Here is a 20,088-nt window from a genome sequence, read left to right on the forward strand (position 1 = left end):
ATATAATAATCCCCTTTATGCATAGTACTTACCGTTTATACCGAGAGTTGACCATGACTTCTTTATCTAGCCAAAGCCCGTCTAACCCTAGTACCGCCGCCGTCCAAAGCCTTTTAGACTGTTTGCTTGCAAGCCATCAGTTTGACCCAGCCCAAATCAAAACTGACCCAGAAAGCCTTGAGTATTGGGGCAAAGACTGGACCAAACACTTCGCCCCAGCCGCCTCTGCCATCGTCTTTCCAAAGACCACCGAACAAGTACAAGCCATCGTCCTGCTTGCCAATGAGCACAACATCGTCCTCACCCCCAGTGGTGGCCGTACCGGTCTGTCGGCAGGTGCCGTTGCCGCCAATGGCGAAATCGTCGTCAGCATGGACAAAATGAATCAAATCGGCACCTTTTATCCTGCCGATCGTATGGTCGAGATTGAAGCCGGCGTCATCACCGAACAGCTGCAACAGTTCGCAGAGTCAAAAGACCTATACTACCCTGTCGACTTTGCCTCAGCAGGCTCCAGTCAAATCGGGGGCAATATCGGCACTAACGCCGGCGGCATCAAGGTCATCCGCTATGGCATGACCCGTCAATGGATCATGGGGCTCACCGTCGTCACTGGTAAAGGGGATATCTTGCAGCTCAACCGCGGCATGATAAAAAACGCCACCGGCTATGACTTGCGTCAGCTGTTTATCGGTAGTGAAGGCACCCTAGGTTTTGTCACCCATGTTCAAATCAAGCTTGAGCGTCAGCCGCAAGACTTAAACGTCATGGTACTGGGCATGGACAGCTTTAATGATGTCATGAATGTGTTATCCGCCTTTCAAGCGCAGATTGATCTGACCGCCTTTGAATTCTTTGATGACGTGGCAGTTGATAAGCTGATGGCGCACGGTCAAGTACAAGAGCCCTTTGAGTCTCGTACCAAGTTTTATACCTTACTCGAGTTTGAAGCGCCCTATGAGCCTATCATGGATAAGGCCATGGCCATCTTTGAGCATTGTATGAGTGAGGGCTGGGTCGTTGATGGCGTCATGAGCCAAAGTCTTGCGCAAGCGGCAGAGCTGTGGAAGCTGCGTGAGTATATCTCTGAGACTATCTCAGTCTTTACCCCTTATAAGAACGATGTGTCAGTACTCATCAGCTATGTACCGGAGTTTATCGCTGAGATTGATCATATCGTCGCCAGCAACTATCCAGACTTTGAGGTGTGCTGGTTTGGTCATATCGGCGATGGCAATTTGCATCTTAATATTCTAAAGCCTGAAAACATGAGCAAAGATGATTTCTTTAGTGAGTGTCAAATTGTCAATAAATACGTGTTTGAGACGGTACAAAAATACGGCGGCTCGGTGTCTGCAGAGCATGGGGTGGGTATGACGAAAAAACCGTATCTACACTATAGCCGCAGTGAGACTGAGATTGCGTATTTACGTGAGATTAAGAAGGTGTTTGACCCCAATAATATTATGAATCGAGGTAAGGTGTTTGATGTGTGAAGGCTGACAAAGCGATGCTAGCTTAATGATATGGCTTGCAGCCTTTGCAGCACGTTATGCCACAGCACGCCGATAAAAAGTGCCGCTAATCTTTCAATATTAGCGGCACTTTTGTACGGTGCGTTTATGTCATCTATGTCATCAGACTCTCATGGGACTCATAAATACAGTAGCGATATACCAACTATTAATAGCACATTTAACGTCCCCTGCACCAGCAAGAAAAGCCTGAGCTGGGCGGCGATATGACGCACCATATTGCCCAGCGCATTATAAGTAATACCAGCGGCTTTGATATGGGGTGGGCTATCAAGACCGGCTCACAAAAACGTAGCAAATAGTTACCACGTTAGACTGTCATTGCCCATATGACTTGCTATGATAACCAGTAACATAGCCTTTATGGCGATAAAAAACGCACCGCGATATCTACAGCACTACTGGCAATTCAGCAGGGTAGATGAGAGAGTATAATCGAATCCACATAAATCAGACACATGGCCATTAAATCGCTCAATGAAGCGTTATATCATTTTTATATCAGATGGACTATATCATTCTAACCCATTGTAAACATGGCAATAAACGATTGTAACGACAATATTCTCTATATGGAAATATTTTTATTGCTTTTGTTACACGAAAAGTTTTTATAAAAACAGCAGATAGGAACCTTATGAGCAAGATTGAAAAAACAGACGACTTTCATTTGACGATTGCCGAGATTAAGAAAAAAGACTACCCCCAGTTAAAAGCCTTGATGGATCGCGTCTACGCCAACCTAGGCGGCGCGTGGTCAAAAAACACCATTCATACGCTCATAGACGCCTTTCCTGAAGGGCAGATTGCGCTGTTTGACCATGATCAGCTGATCGGCATCGTGCTGTCGATGCGCGTCGACTATGCCAAGTTTTCTAACCCGCATACTTATGACGATCTTATCGGTCATAGAGAGATTATAAAAGACAATCCTAAGGGCGACGCTATCTACGGGTTGGATGCGCTTATCGATCCTGAGTATCGCGGGTATCGCCTCGGACGCCGGCTGTATGATGCGCGCAAAGAGCTATGCCGTCAGCTTAACTTTCGCGCGATTTTGGCCGGTGGCCGTATTCCCAATTATCACAACCACCAAGACCTGACCCCTGGCGAGTATATCGATGCTGTCGAGTCTCGTGAGATTCACGACTCTGCGCTATCATTTCAGCTGTCCAATGGCTTTATCGTCAAGCGTATTTTGACCGCGTACCTACCAGATGATGCCCAGTCCAAGGGCTTTGCTACGCTACTTGAGTGGGCCAATATCTATTATGAACCACAAGAATACAAGCCCAGCACCCGCAAGTCAGAGGTGCGTATCGGCGGTATTCAGTGGCAGATGCGTGAAGTTGACTCGCCTGAAGAGCTACTACAGCAAGTGGAGTTTTTTGTCGATATCATGGCCGACTACAACTCTGACTTTGCTTGCCTGCCTGAGTTTTTTAATGCACCACTTATGGGGCTTTGTGAGTCGACGGATCAAAACGTTGCCATTCGCTTTTTGGCAGATTATACCGAATGGTTTAAGAATGAAATCTCGCATTTAGCCGTCAGCTATAACGTCAACGTCATTACCGGCTCTATGCCGCTACTCGATGAAAACGATACCCTCTATAACGTCAGTTACTTATGTCGCCGTGATGGCACCGTTGAGGAGCAGCGCAAAATTCATATCACCCCCCACGAGCGTAGCGCTTGGGTGATTGAGGGCGGCGATGAGGTAAAAGTATTTGATACGGATGCTGGACGTATCGGCATCTTGGTTTGTTATGATATCGAGTTCCCAGAGCTTGCCCGTTTGATGGCACTAGATGACATGGATATTTTGTTTGTTCCATTTTGGACGGACACCCAAAACGGCTACCTGCGCGTACGCCACTGTGCGCAGGCGCGTGCCATCGAAAACGAATGCTACGTGATGATTTGTGGCTCTGTTGGCAACTTGCCGCAGGTTGAGAGCTTAGATATTCAGTACGCCCAGTCGTCCATCTTTTCGCCATCAGATTTTGCCTTCCCTCATGACGCAATTATGGCAGAAACCACCGCAAACACTGAGATGGTTTTTTTCTCTGACTTAGATTTGGACAAGCTAATCCACGTCCGTAACGAAGGCTCGGTACATAACTTACTTGACCGCCGCGATGACTTGTTTAGCCTAAAATGGAAGAGAAAGTCGAAAGTACCAGCCAGTCAGCTCAGCACAAGCGAGCGTCGAGAAAACTCAGGCAGCGTGCTGACCGGTGACCCACTACAAGACCGCGCACAAAAACCTTAAGCGCTTATCGTCACTCCGACATAAAATCGATACAGCAATAGCGATGGACGATATTTTGAAAGTGCTCTAAAGAATTAGTATTTTAAAGCATTTAGGAATCATACGGCTGAGCATTCAGCCGTTTATTTTTATCCAGAGCATGTCCTCATTCTAAAAATAGTGATTAAAATGAGGACACAGCCTAGCACACGTGATAACAAACAGCGACCAGACACTTTTTGATACCATAATAAGCATAAAAAGCAGCCCTTATGACAACTGATACTGATACCACAGCGGCAAAGCCTAAAAAGACGCCACAGCAAAAAGCACTGTCGCTTATCAAGACGATACTGATATATGGCTTGATGTTTGCCATCATTTATACCGCGATCAATTGGTGGCGGCAGCCAGTCATGCCTGCCAACCCGCAATTGCAACTCACCGATTATCAAGGACAAAGTATCGACTTGGCGGCGCTAAGCACCGATAAGCCCGCGCTGGTGTACTTTTGGGGGACGTGGTGCCCAGTTTGCCGTGTGACCTCGCCGACCATAGACACGCTCGCGGCGACCAATGACTACCCGGTGGTGACCATTGCGATTCAATCAGGCTCTGATCAAACGCTGCATAGCTACCTTACCGAACACAACTACCGCTTTACCACCATCAATGATCAAGAAGGCGAGATATTTGCTGACTGGCAAGGGCAAGTGACGCCCTCTTATGTCATCTTAAAAGATGGTGAGATGGCGCAAGGCCTAACGGGCATTCAGCCATTGTGGTCACTAAAATTACGCTTATGGCTGTCATCAATTTTTTAGTTCTTGTTTTTTTAGCCTTATTTTTTAGCCTTGGTTTGATGGTATAAACTATTGTTTTTGGCTAAAAGCAGGACGATACCGGCCAGCTCTTTTTACCCCACTGGTTTTGTCATATAATAGCTGTCATTATTATCGCCACTTTTCTTACTATTTTGATATCGCTATATGGTATTGCAATCATCTCATTAGTATTTATGATGTAGGCAGACGCTTTTATCTGCTTGTGACGACATAAAGTGATTGTAGTTGGAAGCCGCTATATGACTAACTAGCGCCGCAACCAAATACCAGTATTAATAGTGACACAGTAAGCGTAGCGTTCACGTAACATTCGCACGCTATTTTAGATCAGCATGTACTCGGCTCTTTTTCCCATTTCTAACCATCATTTTATAAGATACCTTCTATGACTGACAAAAGCACCGACACCCCAAGCCACGATTATAAAGATACATTAAACCTCGCCGACACCCCGTTTGCCATGCGTGCAAACCTCGCCAAACGCGAGCCTGACTGGCTAGCGGCGTGGGAAGCCGATGATGTCTATGGCAAAATTCGTCAGGCGCGCACAGGTGCGCCAAAGTATATTTTGCATGATGGCCCTCCTTATGCCAACGGTCAAATTCACTTAGGTCATGCGGTCAATAAAGTTTTAAAAGACATCATCGTTAAGTCAAAAACGCTGTCGGGGTTTGATGCGCCTTATGTTCCTGGTTGGGATTGTCATGGCCTACCTATCGAACAAAAAGTCGAAGCCAAGGTCGGCAAAGTCGGTCAAAAAGTCTCGGCCACTGAGTTTCGTGGTCTGTGCCGCGAGTATGCCAGCACACAGATTGAGCTACAAAAAGCCGACTTTAAACGTCTGGGCGTGTTTGGTGATTGGGACAACCCCTATCTCACCATGAACTTTGCGCAGGAAGCCAATATCGTCCGTGCACTTGCGAAAATCTATGACAATGGTCACGTAACCCGCGGCATGAAGCCTGTGAACTGGTGCTTGGACTGTAGCTCTGCCCTTGCCGAAGCCGAAGTAGAATACCAAGACAAAGTCTCTGACGCCATTTACGTCAGCTTTGATGTAGTGGATACCGACAAGGTAGAAGCGCTAAATGGCATCGACGGCGGTATTGCTGCCATCATTTGGACGACGACGCCATGGACGCTGCCTGCCAACCAAGCCATTGCCGTGCATCCTGAGCACGACTATAGCGTGGTGGCAACGGACAAAGGCCATTTTTTATTGGCGACAGATTTGGTCGAAACCGCGCTGACCGAGCTAAAGCTTGACCACAAGGGTATCTTGGCGACCGTATCAGGACGCAAGCTTGAAGGTCTGCAGGCCCAGCACCCACTGATTGAAGGGCGTCAAGTGCCGCTTATCCTAGGCGATCACGTCACCACCGATAGCGGTACAGGCCTCGTCCATACCGCGCCGGGTCATGGTCTTGACGATTATATCGTCGGCCTAAAATACAATCTACCTGTAGAAAACCCTGTGGGCGGTACGGGTGTGTATTTAGACAGCGCCGCGGTATTTGCCGGTGAGCATATCTATAAAGCCAACCCAAAAATCATCGCCACCTTGCACGACAACGGCCACCTCGTCAGCCATACCAAAATCGAGCACAGTTACCCGCATTGCTGGCGTCACAAGTCGCCAATTATCTTCCGCGCCACCCCGCAGTGGTTTATCAATATGGAAGCTAAAGGCTTACGCGAGCGAGCGCTTACTGATATTCCAACGGTCAAATGGACGCCAGCTTGGGGACAAAACCGCATCGAGGCGATGATGACTGACCGTCCTGACTGGTGTATCTCTCGTCAGCGTACTTGGGGCGTGCCAATTACTTTCTTTACGCATAAAGAAACAGGCGAGCTGCATCCAAATACGCTGGAGCTGATGGAAGCGGCGGCACAAAAAATCGCTGATGGCGGCGTGGAAGCATGGTTTGATGCCAGCTGTGAGGACTTTTTGGGCGATGAGGCTGCTGACTATGACAAAGCGACCGACACGCTAGACGTATGGTTTGACTCAGGGACCACGCATTTTGCTGTACTTGAGCAGCGCGATGAGCTGACCAATCCAGCGGATATGTATTTAGAAGGCTCAGATCAGCATCGCGGCTGGTTCCAGACTTCCTTGCTGACCTCAGAGGCGATGTACGAGCGTCCACCATTTAAGCAAGTATTGACTCATGGTTTTGTGGTAGATGAAAACGGCCGCAAGATGAGTAAGTCGCTTGGCAACATCATCACCCCGCAAGACGAGATCAATAAAACGGGCGCGGACATGCTGCGCTTATGGATCGCCTCGAGTGATTATCGTTATGAGATGAGCGCGGGTAAGACCGTGTTTAAGGGCGCGATCGACATGTATCGCCGTATCCGTAACACCTTGCGCTTTTTGCTTGCCAATACTGATGACTTTGATCCAGCGACCAACAGCGTGGCGATGGATAAGCTGGTCAGCCTTGATAAATTCATCATTGAGCGCGCGCAAACCGTGCAAGCACAAATCATTAGCGCTTATGATGCGATGGACTTTCACCAAGTCACCCAGCACGTCACCGCGTTTTGCTCGCAAGACTTGGGCAGCTTTTATTTAGATATCATCAAAGATCGCCAGTACACCACTCAGACCGATGGACAGCCGCGCCGTTCTGCCCAGACGGCGATTTATCATATCGCTCATGCGCTGATTCGCTGGATCACACCTATCTTGTCCTTTACGGCCCAAGAAGCGTGGGAAGTACTAGAAGGCAAAAACGGACAAGACGCAGGTTATGTGTTTACCCAAGAATGGTACACCTTCCCAGCGTTTGAGCTAAGCGCCATCACAAGCGACGACTGGCAGCGCATCATGCAGGCCAAAGACATCGTCAACAAACATATCGAAACAGCGCGCGGCGAAAAAATCATCAATGCCAACTTATCAGCGGGCGTCGATCTTTATGCCAGCGGCGCGATGCAAGAGAGCTTGGCCAAGCTTGGCGAAGAGCTACGTTTTGTCTTGATTACCAGTAGCGCGACCCTGCAGCCAATGAGCGAAGCCCCTGCTCAGAGCACAGATACTGGCTCAGTACCAGCAGAGAGCCATGCCGAGGAGTCAAGCGACTTGCAGGTCAAAGTGAGTGCAGCCACAGGTACCAAGTGCGTACGCTGCTGGCATATCCGTGATGACATCGGCGTCGATAGCGCCCATCCTGAGCTATGCGCGCGCTGCGTGACCAACGTGATCGGTACAGGCGAGGTGCGCCACTATGCCTAATTCTGCGCCTAACCGGTCAGACTCACCTCACAAGCCGCCGCAGGTTGAGGCCGACGGCTCGCCCAAGCCTGCGCATGCAACCACTGGCAGCTCATCGACGCCTAGAGGCCGCCTGACTAAGACACCTAAGATGGTCGCCAATGGCAGTCGCGCCTTTATGTGGTATGCGTTATCGCTGGTGGTGATCATCATCGACCAGTGGAGCAAATGGCTGGCTGAGACCACGCTCAATTTTCTTGAGCCTGTACCAGTGTTAGAGCCGTTTCTCAACTGGACACTGGCTTACAACTATGGCGCCGCGTTTAGCTTTTTGGCCGATGCAGGCGGCTGGCAAAAGTGGTTTTTTGCGGGACTGGCGCTGGTGATGTCGCTGTTTTTGATCGGCTATCTAATCAAAGCGCCACGGCAAGCCAAGCTGCTATCGACAGGCCTGGCGCTGGTGCTTGGCGGTGCTATTGGCAACCTGATTGATCGCTTGCTACATGGCCATGTGATTGACTTTATTCATGTGCATTATGCTGATGTGTGGCATTATCCGATTTTTAATATTGCCGATATTGCTATTTGTATCGGCGTCGTGTTCATCGTCATCGACATGCTGTTTTTGGAAGGTAAACGCAGCCCTAAATAATATAATATTAGGGCGTGCTCTCATTTTAGAAATGGTGATAAAAGTGAGATAAATGGCCGCCAAATGTTGTAATTAAACAACGAAAATAGCGCAGATAGTATCAAAATATTAGTCAGCTATTTTTCACGCATCTAGATGACTATCGACTAGAGTGAGGACACATCCTAAAAACAATAGGGGTTATCAATAGGCTACCAGGTGGTGGCCTATTTTTTTGTGTGTTTGTAGATTGAAACTATTGATATTTATCGCTAAAGTATCATACGCTCACTATAAAAAGGATGCAGCCATGCCTAATAATCAAGTGACGAACAATCAAATGACAAATAGCAAAACAACGCCTATTGCTCAAAAGCAGCTGTCAGTATCTAATGACCATAATGGTAACAATAGTGGTACTCACAGCGTGACCTTATCAGTGTTACAGACGGATATCACCACGTTGCATGTCGATGCCATTGTCAATGCGGCTAATAAAAGCTTGCTCGGTGGCGGCGGTGTCGATGGTGCGATTCATCGAGCAGCAGGACCTAAGCTGCTTGAGTATTGCCGTACATTAAATGGCTGCCAAACTGGTGATGCCAAAATCAGCCCAGCATTTGATTTGCCCTGTCAGTATGTGATTCATACGGTAGGCCCTATCTGGCATGGCGGTCGTAGTAATGAGCAAGCACTACTGGCCAGCTGTTATCAAAAGTCTTTAGATTTGGCAGCGCAACAAGGACTTAGCAGTATTGCCTTCCCTTCTATTAGTACCGGCGTCTACGGCTACCCTATTGATAAGGCAGCTAAGGTTGCAATCGATACAGTCACAGCATATGTGCAAAACGGCTTAGAACAAATGGCTGATTTTTCCATTCACGACGTGATTTTTTGCTGTTTTTCTGCCTCAGATGCCGCCGTTTATGAGCAAATACTGGCGCAGATTTAATTCAACGCTTTACCCAATTCGCTTAAAAGCGCTAGTTCGCCGCCCATGATGACAAAGAGCAATCCTGCTAAGTTGATAATAACCGTTAAATAATAAACGATACGAAACTCAGGCTTTTGTGATTTGTGGCGCAAATACGTCTGTGCTACCAATGCGCCGACCCAGCCGCCAAGCGCGCTTAGCAGATGCAGCGTCGACTCAGGCGTGCGCCAATCGCCATTTTGAGCAGCAGCTTTGTCTTTGGCATAGGTGAGATAAGTGACGATGCCTAGCACAGCGTACCATGCAACCACCAGCCAGCTGAGCTCTTGAGTTGCCGCCAATAAAATTAAAACCCCATAAAAACCAATACCAAGGAACAAGCGTTTCTTTTGCCTTGCTGCAAACTCTGCTTGGGCATTACGTTTGCGATTACGCTGACGGATTTGGCGGTTTTTTTCTGCCATTTTTTGTTGGACAAAGCTCAGCTCTTGGACTTGTCTGGCTTGCAGGCGGCCTTGGCTATCTTGTCCGACATCAAAGACCACCGCCTCACCAACCTCAGGGCGGCGCTGCGCTCTAAACTCACTAATGTGAAAAAACAGCGATACCCCGCTTGACGTTTCGATAAAGCCAAAGCCTTTGTCATCTTGCCATTTATGCACGCGCCCCTGTTGTTTGCTGGGTGGTTGAGTTGCCATAATCCTGCCCTATTTATAGATATGGCAGATATATTACACCATTTGCGTTACACTATTTGCGCTTACACACCCAGCAAAATGACTTATCATTTCTTTATTATATTTATGACAACTGGCTTTTGATTATGACTGAATCACAATTTATTAACCCCAACGAAGACACGCGCATCACTTTTGGTAGCCTTGTTAGCCTACACTTTGAAGTTTCATTAGAAAACGGCACGGTGATTGACTCGACCTTTGGCCGTGAGGCACCAGTGACGCTGACGGTCGGCGATGAAAGCTTGTTGCCAGGGTTTGAGCAAGTACTTATGAATCTACGCGCAGGCGACACGCGCACAGCTCACCTTGAGCCAGAGCAGGCATTTGGTGAATGGAACCCTGACAACGTCCAGCACTTTAGCCGTCCGCAGTTTGCTCTTATCGCCGATCATCCAGAAGTCGGCATGATGGTTGAGTTTGAGGATAAAGGCAAAAACACCTTACCCGGTATTATTAGCGCGATTAATGAGGACGAGATTGAGGTCGACTTTAACCATCCGCTGGCCGGCCAATCGGTATTGTTTAAGGTCAAAGTCTTTAAAGTAACCCCGCCTGGGGTGACTGGCATCCAAATCATGTAATGCCCTGACAACGCTCAATACTCAATGCTCAACCCTAAAATCAAAGTCCACAAGGAGACTGACATGCAATATACAACGTTGCCGCAACTCGATGAACAGGTTTCTAAAATCTGTCTGGGCACCATGACATGGGCGCAGCAAAACACTGAGGCGGAGGCACACGCCCAGATGGATATGGCACTGAGCGAAGGCGTCAACTTTTGGGATACGGCAGAGATGTATCCATCACCACCAGATAAAGACAAGCAAGGCGATACCGAGCGTTATATCGGTACTTGGTTTGCCAAGACCCAGCAGCGTGACAAGGTCATTTTGGCCAGTAAAATGTCACCCATGAGCTTTTTGCGTGATGGTAAAACGCGCTTTAATGCTGAGCAAATCAGCAGCGCCATCGATAGCAACCTTGAGCGTCTACAAACCGATTATATCGATATTTACCAGCTGCATTGGCCTGAGCGACAAGCCAACTTTTTTGGGCAGCGCGGTTATGATGCCGATATGGCAGCGCAGTCTTTAGAAGGCCTAACGCCATTTTTGGAGACCATTCAAGCACTGAATAATGAGATTAAAAAAGGCCGCATTCGTGCTTATGGGTTGTCGAATGATACCGCGTGGGGACTGATGCGCTATCTGTGGGAAGCGGACAAAAACGGCCTAATCGCGCCGCTGACGGTGCAAAACCCGTATAGCCTCCTCAACCGTCTTTATGAGGTCGGCATGGCGGAGATTGCCCACCGTGAAAACGTTGGCTTGCTTGCCTACTCGCCGCTTGGGTTTGGCGTACTATCAGGTAAGTACTTGGACGGCAAACGCCCAGCTGGCGCGCGCCTGACCATGTATGATCGCTTTAGCCGTTATATCAATGAGCAGGCCATTGCCGCCACCGCTGAGTATGCCAAAATAGCGGCCGATGCTGGCTTGGATATGGCGCAGATGGCGCTGGCCTTTGTCAATTCACGCCCGTTTGTCACCAGCAACATCATTGGCGCGACCACACTTGCGCAGTTAAAATCCAATATCGATAGCATTGATCTGACGCTCACTGATGATGTATTGGACGCCATTGAAGCGGTGCACACGCGCCAGCCCAATCCGTCACCTTAATAGGCTGCGCCCAATGTGTCATTGACAAAGCACTAAAAAAAGCGCCAATCGCGGTAATATTGCTGCGATTGGCGCCTTTTTTTATTCAGCGACTTTTCATTTGACTGTACAGCTCAACTGATTATTGACTAGGTGGCACACTCAGTACCCGCGCATGCAGATCGGCCAGTCCTTCTTGCATTTTTCTTTGCAGCAAGTCGGTCAGCTCGCTTTTGCTATAGCCTTTAGGGTCTATCGGCTCTAATGGCAGCACATAGGCCGTCACATCCTTACTATCTAGTACCTTTTTTAGGCTCTCTTTCATAGTAATCTTGCCATAATACGGCAATGCCTCACTGAGCGCTCCGTCTTTGTCGACATAAGCGATAAGAATCGGTCGTACAGGGACATCTGCGTCTATCGCAGCTTGTAGCAGGGTACCGTGAATACGCTTGACCTTTTTTCCATCGGTGGTGGTCGCCTCAGGGAAAAAGATAACCGAAAACCCTTTGGTCAAAAACTCAGCAATCTGCGTGGCCACTGAGCCTGCATCACCGGAGCCGCGCTCAATAAAGAGCGTGCCGGCAGCATGCGCCAACTTGCCAAACACAGGCCATTCACCAATCTCCGCCTTGGATAAGAAAAACGCGGGGCTTACCGTTCCCACGACAGGAATATCCATCCATGACACATGATTGGACACCCACAGGCCATGATGCTGCTGTACTGGCTCGACCTCGATGACTTTGACACCAAAAGAGCCTGCCATCTTACGACAAAACGCCTGAATATAACGGGGTAGCTTTTCGCGTGGCGGCTGCTTAAAGGCACCAAGACGCTGAGCGGCCCGCAATCCGCCGACCATCGTTGTGGTCATACCAGCGATTTGCTTGCCGCGTCCCAGCTGTTGTCTGAGTGAAAAGTTTGACTTAGCTTGGCTCATCTTCGCCCTCATGATTAAATAACTGCTGTTTATATCAACAAAAAAAAACGAGCTAAGTATAGCAAAGTTAGGCAACTCAGTGATAGCCTGTTCACTGAGTCAGTGCCTAGTTTTATACAAAGTTTTATACAAACGCGCAATAAAGCCGTTTATAAACGCGCTAACTTACCAGCCGCTCTTCGCGCTAGGAAACAAAAACCTGTGTAACATAAATCTATCGCTAATTGTGTCGTTACGCTTTAATATCAACAGATAAGACCACATATAGAAGGTCATATGAACGCCGCCTCGATAGTTGACAGACAAATGGTAGCGATTTATTTACTTTATTAAATAGGTGATATTTTTTGGATTATTTTGAAAGACATGAAGGTGGCGAGCGTGCCATCATTGTACATTTAGACATTCGTCAAATCCAAGACCCTGACGATCTTAGCGAGTTTGAGCTATTGGCAGACTCAGCAGGCGCCGATCGTTTGGCATTGGTGACAGGCTCACGTTTAAAGCCTGATGCCAAGTTTTTTGTGGGTAGCGGCAAAGCAGAAGAGATTGCAGCGCTAGTGCGTGAGCACGACGCCGATATCGTTCTTTTTAATCACAGCTTATCGCCCTCGCAGGAGCGTAATATCGAGTCGGTGGTCAAATGCCGCGTACTGGATCGCACCGGACTGATTTTGGATATTTTTGCTCAGCGTGCCCGCACTTATGAGGGCAAGCTACAAGTGGAGCTGGCGCAGCTCAACCATTTATCGACACGGCTGGTACGTGGCTGGACGCATTTGGAGCGGCAAAAAGGCGGTATCGGTCTGCGCGGGCCGGGTGAGACCCAGCTTGAGACCGATCGCCGCTTACTACAAACGCGAGTCAATCAGCTCAAAAACAAACTCGAAAAAGTACGGCAAACCCGCGCACAAGGCCGCGCCCGTCGACAAAAATCTGACGTGCCAACCATCTCGCTAGTCGGCTATACCAACGCTGGTAAATCGACACTGTTTAACCGCTTGGTTGACGAAAATATCTATGCCGCCGACCAGCTGTTTGCCACTCTAGACCCAACGCTACGTCGCCTCGACTGGCAAGGCGTGGGACGTGTGGTACTGGTCGATACTGTCGGTTTTGTGCGTCATTTGCCGCACGAGCTGGTCGAGTCGTTTCACGCGACACTAGAAGAGACGCTAGAGGCGGACTTGCTACTACACGTCATCGACTCCTCTAGCGAAGACATGCACGAGCAAATCGAAGCGGTAAAAAATGTCTTGGCCGAAATTGATAACGACGTGCCCGTGCTCAATGTGTACAACAAAATCGATATCACAGGCGAGCCTGCTCATATCGGTTATGCCAGCGAAGGCCAGCCAAACCGCGTCTACGTCTCATCAAAAGAAAACCTCGGAATAGAAGCGCTGTCGCTTGCCGTACAGCAGCTGCTCACTGGCGCACTGACCACCTTTGATTTGACATTGCCTTATGGCGCGGGTCAATTTAAAAACACCTTGTATGAGCTAGGCGTCATCTTAGAAGAAAGCTATGATGACACAGGCCACGAGTGCCTAACCATTCGCCTGCCAAGCGAGCGGCTCAAACAGCTGCTTGGACAAGCCAATCTCGATCCTGTAGATGTCCTACCACTGGCGCAAGCGACGCTACTGATGCCGACGCTTGAGGAGTTTGAAAAGCCAGATGAAAACATAGAGCCTACCTTGACTGCGGCCGAAGAAAAAGCCTTTGATGAGTTTGAGACAAACACAGCACCGTCCTCGCCTCAAAAAAGCAGCCTGCCTGACTCATAACTTATAAGAGCAGGCGGCTCAGCTTTTATTTGCAAACCGCTTTGCTCTGCCTACAGACAAAGCCCTACACACAGACGGTATCGCTGATATCGTCTGTTTTTTATTGCTTCTCTTAAAGCCGTCTCTCTCAAAGCCATCTTTCCTAAAACCGTTTTTCACAATATCATCTCCCCTAATACGATCTCCCTAAGACCATAAGACAGAATAGCGCGATGATACTAGGGCGGTTATACCTATAGTCAGGTCAATAAAAAAAAGGATATAGCGAGACTGAAGTAAATTTTTCGTAGCATCTGTCGGCGCAAGCACAGCACGCAAAAAAGTTTGTACCAGTCTAGCGAATGTATGCAGTGTATCTCTTTATCTTACCTCTCTTTTATTTAGTCACGACGATAGGCTTTATTAGTTACGTGATTCTCTATATAATCGCCTATACGATATGCCATATACAAAATACCATAACGATAAAGTGTGCTTATAAGGGTGCAGCTGCCATAGCCATGCGCCAACCGTTATCGCTGCGCCTACCCATCTCCGATTTGGCCAAAACTGCTTATGAAGTCCACTCACTCCTCCAACCTACCGCTATGGCTGGCGCTGATATTAACATTAGCGATGGTTATTTTTGTCCGTGAAACAGCGGTGCTGGTCTGTCAATGGGCGGGTATCGAAAAAGCGGCCAATATCGTCGGTTTGGTGGTGATGTTTGTGGTATTGATGGCGTGGCGTTTGCTAAAAGGCCTGCCTAGCTGGCTCACTCAAGCCAGCAATACGTTATTGGTTGATAGCGGCTTTGCTTTTTTGCCCGTTTCTGCTGGTGCAGGTTTATTGTTATTTGCCTTAGGAGACGAGCTGTGGGGCGTGATGCTGACGATGCTTATCAGCACCTTGATACCGCTTTGGGGATTAGCATTGCTGGCCAATCGCTGGCTCAATCAAGATACTGACACTGAGTCCGATAGTGACTCGCAAGCTGATAACACCGGCAGCACCAGCAAGCAACACGGGCAGCGCTCAGCTGAATGAACAAGGCAGACTTATGACTTTTGATAGCGTATTGACAGCAACCCTTGCGGCGATATTATTGACCTTGGTCGCCCACGTCATTGCCCGTATCTTAGCGCGTAAGCTATCGTGGCTACCGATGGTTATCACGGCCTTAGCGCTGGTTTTGCTGTTTTTGTTTGTGCTGCAGTGGGACTACAACCACTACTATAGCGTCGCAAAGCCTGTGTTTGACCATCTCTTAGGATACGTCACGGTTTTATTGGCAGTACCACTCGCCGCCATGAACTTTAAAGGCCTACCTGTCAAAAAACTCACCTTTATCGTCATGATTGCAAGCGTGGTCGGAGCTTTGCTACCGATGTCGCTAGCCTATCTACTGTCACTCAGTCACGAGACGATACTGGCATTTGCTACCCGCTCAGTGACCACCCCTATCGGTCTTAGTGTGGCGGATTTGATCAAAGCGCCGCTGGCGATGGCCAACCTTATTATCATTGTCTCGGGTATCGTTGGGGGTACTTTGGCGCGCTTTTTATTTCGCCGTGTCGATGATGACCGTGCCAAAGGCTTAGCACTTGGCTTGGCCGCTCACGCTTTTGGTACAGTCGAAGCGTGGCAGATCAGTCATACCGCCGGACGCTATGCAGCCTTTGGACTGGCAGTCAATGGTCTGGTCACCGCGATTTGGGTACCGATATTCATTAGTGCCGTTACGTTATAGCTACTCCCTGACCTCTCGTCGATTAAGACAAGCTCAAAGCATTAGCCGCTCTTATCCCACCGCTCCTACACTCTTATCATAGCCGCTTACTACCACCATAAGCCCTTACGGCAGCCGAGCTGGCACTGACATGCATGCACTGCAAATGATAGCTTATTGATTTATTTCGTATTATTTACAAAATAATGCTCACTTTTGCGTATTATTTTGACAATCCTATGCGTCAAAAATTTATTATATGTTATAGTAAACCACTATTATTTTTTGTATCTATTGCAAATGATTTTAACAAAACATGAATAGGTCAGGGTTGTTGCTAGGAAGCTGGCGACAAAACACGGCAGATAAAATAAGCACTTGCCTCTACGGGCTGGCCGACTCATCAGCGACAGTCATTTGCGACTACTCGATAAAAAGTGATATCTCTATGATAAATACGACTACCATCAAGACTCGCTGTTTGTCTCCGTTTTTATTAGATGCCATCACTGGCATTGCCAGTATCCTTACTATCTCAAGCCTGAGTGTGAGTGCTCATGCGGGCAATATGTATATCTACAAAGACCAAGGCGGTCAGGTGCTCTTGACCAACGTTAGCCCCAGTGGCAACTTTGATAAGTTCACCAAAAAAGTCAAAGTCACTTATTATAAAGACTCTAAGATGTATGACGGCAGCAGCAATGGCTATGGCAGCAGTCCGGCAAGTAGTAGTGCCGGTCGCAACGCCTATGATAGCTATATTCGCGCGTCCGCGGCACGTCATGGCGTCGATCCTGCCTTGATGAAAGCCATGATGCATACTGAGTCGGCTTTTAATCCAAATGCTCGCTCACCAGTCGGGGCTCAAGGGCTGATGCAGCTGATGCCTGCTACCGCACGGCGATTTAATGTGGGCAATCCTTGGAACCCTGCCGACAACATCGAAGGCTCAGCCAAATACATCGCCTGGTTGATGCGCCGTTTTAATAATAATGTCGAACATGCTGTGGCAGGCTATAACGCAGGCGAGGGCAATGTCGATAAATACGGCGGCATCCCGCCTTTTAAAGAGACGCGCAACTATGTCAAAAGAGTGATGAGCCGCTATCATAGCTTATACAAAAATGACGCCGGTCTGTCTGGCGCCAGTATCAATGCCAGCAATCAAGTCAATATGAGTAGTACAAACAATGGGCTACAAAACGTCAGCTATGGCACGAGCAGTAATAGCAATAGCCCAAGTTATATCAAGTCTGCCTACGAGGCCTTACGCTAGTAAGTCCATAAAGGGGTCAAGCTCAGACACAAAAAAGCCCGTTATTCGATAACGGGCTTTTTTGTGTCTGACGGCAAAACCAATGGCTTAACCGTCCTCATCAGTGCAAGTGCACAGAGATATGACTTGGATATTATTTGCTAGCCGCTTGAGCCGCTGCAACTTCAGCTGCGAAGTCTTCTTGCTTTTTCTCGATACCTTCACCCACTTCTAGACGTTTGAAGCTTAGTATTTTTACGCCTTCCGCTTTTAAGACATCGCCAACTTTTTTGTCGTTGTCCATGACGTATGGCTGACGTAGTAGAGTTACTTCGTCTAGGTACTTACGTAGGCCACCTTCGATCATTTTTTCAACGATGTTGTCAGGCTTGCCAGACTCTTTGGCTTTGGCTTCGATGATGTCTTTTTCGCGAGCCAATACATCAGCATCAACGCTTTCGTCATCGACCGCTACAGGGTTGAACGCCGCGATATGCATCGCTAGGTTTTTGCCAGTCTCTTCGCTGCCGCCTTCATACGATACCACAACACCGATACGTAGACCGTGGCGATATGATGCTAGGTTGGCACCTTCTAGAGTTTCTACACGGCGAACCTGAATGTTTTCGCCGATTTTTTGTACCAAAGCCACGCGTGCTTCTTCGACGGTTTGGCCATCGCCATATGGTAGCTCAGAGATAGCAGCAACGTCTGTGACGTTATTTTCTAGCGCGATGTTGGCTACTTTTTCTGCAAAAGCAGTAAAGTTGGCGTCTTTTGCCACAAAGTCAGTTTGGCAGTTTACTTCTAACAAAAACGCTTTGTTGTCGCCTTGAGCAATGATGATAGCGCCGTCAGCTGCGATGTTACCTGCTTTTTTGGCCGCTTTTGCTTGACCAGACTTACGCAAGTTATCGATGGCAACTTCAACATCACCATTGGCTTCTTGTAGGGCTTTTTTACATTCCATCATGCCAAGACCAGTACGGTCGCGCAATTCTTTTACCATTTTGGCAGATACTTTTACTTCTGTCATAAGAGTCACCTTAGTATAGTTATGTATAGGAGGGCTTAATGCCTATTTTTCTCAAGGCTGCTGATGACTTAAGAAAAACGCTCGTATTATCTGCTTATTAATAGAAATAAATCATGACATCCAGCGACTCTACCCACTGGAATAAACGATAATACTCGTTTGGCCAGTTTATGATAGATGACGAGCATGTCATCAGCATGTATTTAATATATTTTATGTAATAGCAGTTATTGATTGAAGGCATTTGACAGCCATCATTTCATCACGTTATGTAATAGCCATAGTTTCAGCGCTATTATTTAACAACAAGGCATGACGAGTAAAACTGCATCATGCCTACTACGAGCTTAATCATTAATGACTTTATATGGATGCTGCTAGCGGTGCTATCAAGACATCCTTACAAAGTAACACTTTTAATGCAGCGAATTATTCAGCTGGCGTTGCTGCTTCTTCTGCATTGGCTTCTTCGGCAGGTGCTTGCTCAGCTTTGCCGCCCGCTTGAGTCTGTGCGTACTCTTTACCAGCGATGATCGCATCAGCCATAGACGTGACGTATAGAGTCACAGCGCGGATAGCATCATCGTTAGCTGGGATGATGTAGTCAACGTTGTCTGGGCTAGAGTTGGTATCTACGATACCGATTACTGGGATACCAAGGTTTTTGGCTTCTTTGATAGCGATCGCTTCGTGATCTACGTCTACTACAAAGATAGCGTCAGGTAGGCCACCCATGTCTTTGATACCGCCAAGTGAGCGCTCAAGTTTTTCCATATCGCGAGTACGCTCAAGCGCTTCACGTTTGGTCAACTTAGCAAAAGTACCGTCTTCTGATTGCTTCTCAAGCTCTTTTAGACGGCTGATTGACTGACGTAGTGTTTTCCAGTTGGTCAACATACCACCCAACCAGCGATGGTCGACGTATGGCATGCCAGCGCGCTGGGCTTGCTCACGGATAATACCGCTAGCGGCACGTTTGGTACCAACAAACAATACTTTGTTTTTCTTGGCAGCTAGGCCGTTTACGTAAGTCAACGCTTCGTTGAACGCTTTTACGGTGTGCTCTAGGTTGATGATATGGATTTTGTTACGTGCACCAAAGATATAAGGACCCATTTTTGGGTTCCAAAAACGTGTTTGGTGACCAAAGTGAGCGCCGGCTTGTAGTAAGTCGCGCATTTCGATTTTGGTTGGGTTGTTTGTAGCCATGTGAAATATCCTGTTGGTTGGGTTATGCCTCCACATCACAAAAACTGCCTATCTAGCAACACGCATCTGCCTGTGGGTCGTGCCTATAATCATGGCACTGACCTAACTTGCAAATTAATCAAGTCGCCAAACACCCAGCAATTTTTTACCATGATGTGTGTGTCATTGGTTGGTGTAAAAAAGAAGCCATGTTGGGTTTTAGCAAAAAACTCAAACCCCTCCTATAAAGCAAATTATAGAAATAGCTGCGCCGTATTTTATCATACAACGCCTCACAACCTCCAGCGCTTTATGAGGACAAACCGCGATTTAGCAACT

Annotated in this window: 16 protein-coding genes; 12 read left to right on the forward strand and 4 right to left on the reverse strand. The window is 47.9% G+C overall.

Annotated elements, in window-relative coordinates; all coding sequences use genetic code 11:
* The first annotated feature begins 53 nt into the window (after positions 1-53).
* The 6 genes from R0I52_RS07450 to R0I52_RS07475 all read left to right on the forward strand — a co-directional run bounded on the left by R0I52_RS07450 (position 54) and on the right by R0I52_RS07475 (position 9,443).
* Entirely contained in the window at positions 54-1,496 is a 1,443-nt protein-coding gene (locus R0I52_RS07450; RefSeq protein ID WP_317053809.1) for an FAD-binding oxidoreductase, read from the forward strand.
* A 676-nt stretch (positions 1,497-2,172) separates the two neighbouring features.
* Positions 2,173-3,810: a bifunctional GNAT family N-acetyltransferase/carbon-nitrogen hydrolase family protein gene (locus R0I52_RS07455; protein WP_317053810.1), complete on the forward strand. Its 1,638-nt coding sequence runs from the start codon at positions 2,173-2,175 to the stop codon at positions 3,808-3,810.
* A gap of 251 nt (positions 3,811-4,061) precedes the next feature.
* Positions 4,062-4,613: a protein disulfide oxidoreductase gene (locus R0I52_RS07460; protein ID WP_317053811.1), complete on the forward strand. Its 552-nt coding sequence runs from the start codon at positions 4,062-4,064 to the stop codon at positions 4,611-4,613.
* A gap of 406 nt (positions 4,614-5,019) precedes the next feature.
* Positions 5,020-7,881: an isoleucine--tRNA ligase gene (gene ileS / locus R0I52_RS07465; RefSeq protein WP_317053812.1), complete on the forward strand. Its 2,862-nt coding sequence runs from the start codon at positions 5,020-5,022 to the stop codon at positions 7,879-7,881.
* Entirely contained in the window at positions 7,874-8,512 is a 639-nt protein-coding gene (gene lspA, locus R0I52_RS07470; RefSeq protein WP_317053813.1) for a signal peptidase II, read from the forward strand. The genes ileS and lspA overlap by 8 nt, the downstream gene beginning before the upstream one ends.
* A 289-nt stretch (positions 8,513-8,801) precedes the next feature.
* The gene (locus R0I52_RS07475; RefSeq protein ID WP_317053814.1) at positions 8,802-9,443 is read left to right on the forward strand and encodes an O-acetyl-ADP-ribose deacetylase; all 642 of its coding nucleotides are present in this window, start codon (positions 8,802-8,804) and stop codon (positions 9,441-9,443) included.
* Here R0I52_RS07475 and R0I52_RS07480 read toward each other — a convergent pair.
* Positions 9,440-10,123, reverse strand: a complete 684-nt coding sequence (locus R0I52_RS07480; RefSeq protein WP_317053815.1) for a DUF1294 domain-containing protein — start codon at positions 10,121-10,123, stop codon at positions 9,440-9,442. The two genes, R0I52_RS07475 and R0I52_RS07480, sit on opposite strands and share 4 nt — an antisense overlap.
* A 125-nt stretch (positions 10,124-10,248) precedes the next feature.
* Between R0I52_RS07480 and fkpB the strand changes: the two genes are divergently transcribed.
* Both fkpB and R0I52_RS07490 read left to right on the forward strand, forming a co-directional pair.
* The gene (gene fkpB, locus R0I52_RS07485; protein ID WP_075102068.1) at positions 10,249-10,746 is read left to right on the forward strand and encodes an FKBP-type peptidyl-prolyl cis-trans isomerase; all 498 of its coding nucleotides are present in this window, start codon (positions 10,249-10,251) and stop codon (positions 10,744-10,746) included.
* Positions 10,747-10,809: 63 nt separating this feature from the next.
* Positions 10,810-11,850: an NADP(H)-dependent aldo-keto reductase gene (locus R0I52_RS07490; RefSeq protein WP_317053816.1), complete on the forward strand. Its 1,041-nt coding sequence runs from the start codon at positions 10,810-10,812 to the stop codon at positions 11,848-11,850.
* Positions 11,851-11,971: 121 nt separating this feature from the next.
* On the opposite strand, the gene R0I52_RS07495 is transcribed toward R0I52_RS07490, so the two are convergent.
* Complete coding sequence (locus R0I52_RS07495) at positions 11,972-12,772, reverse strand: lysophospholipid acyltransferase family protein (RefSeq protein WP_100748926.1); 801 nt, start codon at positions 12,770-12,772, stop codon at positions 11,972-11,974.
* Between the two features lie 347 nt (positions 12,773-13,119).
* On the opposite strand from R0I52_RS07495, the gene hflX reads away from it, so the two are divergent.
* The 4 genes from hflX to R0I52_RS07515 all read left to right on the forward strand — a co-directional run bounded on the left by hflX (position 13,120) and on the right by R0I52_RS07515 (position 17,546).
* On the forward strand, positions 13,120-14,562 hold the full coding sequence (gene hflX, locus R0I52_RS07500) for a ribosome rescue GTPase HflX (RefSeq protein ID WP_100748925.1): 1,443 nt from the start codon (positions 13,120-13,122) through the stop codon (positions 14,560-14,562).
* A 555-nt stretch (positions 14,563-15,117) separates the two neighbouring features.
* Positions 15,118-15,588, forward strand: coding sequence for a CidA/LrgA family protein (locus R0I52_RS07505; RefSeq protein WP_317053817.1), 471 nt, complete (start codon positions 15,118-15,120; stop codon positions 15,586-15,588).
* Between the two features lie 13 nt (positions 15,589-15,601).
* Complete coding sequence (locus R0I52_RS07510; protein WP_317053818.1) at positions 15,602-16,291, forward strand: LrgB family protein; 690 nt, start codon at positions 15,602-15,604, stop codon at positions 16,289-16,291.
* A 427-nt stretch (positions 16,292-16,718) separates the two neighbouring features.
* On the forward strand, positions 16,719-17,546 hold the full coding sequence (locus tag R0I52_RS07515; protein WP_317053819.1) for a lytic transglycosylase domain-containing protein: 828 nt from the start codon (positions 16,719-16,721) through the stop codon (positions 17,544-17,546).
* Between the two features lie 133 nt (positions 17,547-17,679).
* Here the strand turns inward: R0I52_RS07515 and tsf are convergent, their stop codons facing one another.
* Together tsf and rpsB are read right to left on the reverse strand one after the other, a co-directional pair.
* Complete coding sequence (gene tsf / locus R0I52_RS07520) at positions 17,680-18,561, reverse strand: translation elongation factor Ts (protein WP_317053820.1); 882 nt, start codon at positions 18,559-18,561, stop codon at positions 17,680-17,682.
* Between the two features lie 429 nt (positions 18,562-18,990).
* Complete coding sequence (gene rpsB / locus R0I52_RS07525) at positions 18,991-19,770, reverse strand: 30S ribosomal protein S2 (RefSeq protein WP_100748923.1); 780 nt, start codon at positions 19,768-19,770, stop codon at positions 18,991-18,993.
* Between the last annotated feature and the right edge of the window lie 318 nt (positions 19,771-20,088).

Source organism: Psychrobacter sp. CAM01 (genome assembly GCF_032842965.1).
Taxonomy (GTDB): Bacteria; Pseudomonadota; Gammaproteobacteria; order Pseudomonadales; family Moraxellaceae; genus Psychrobacter; species Psychrobacter celer.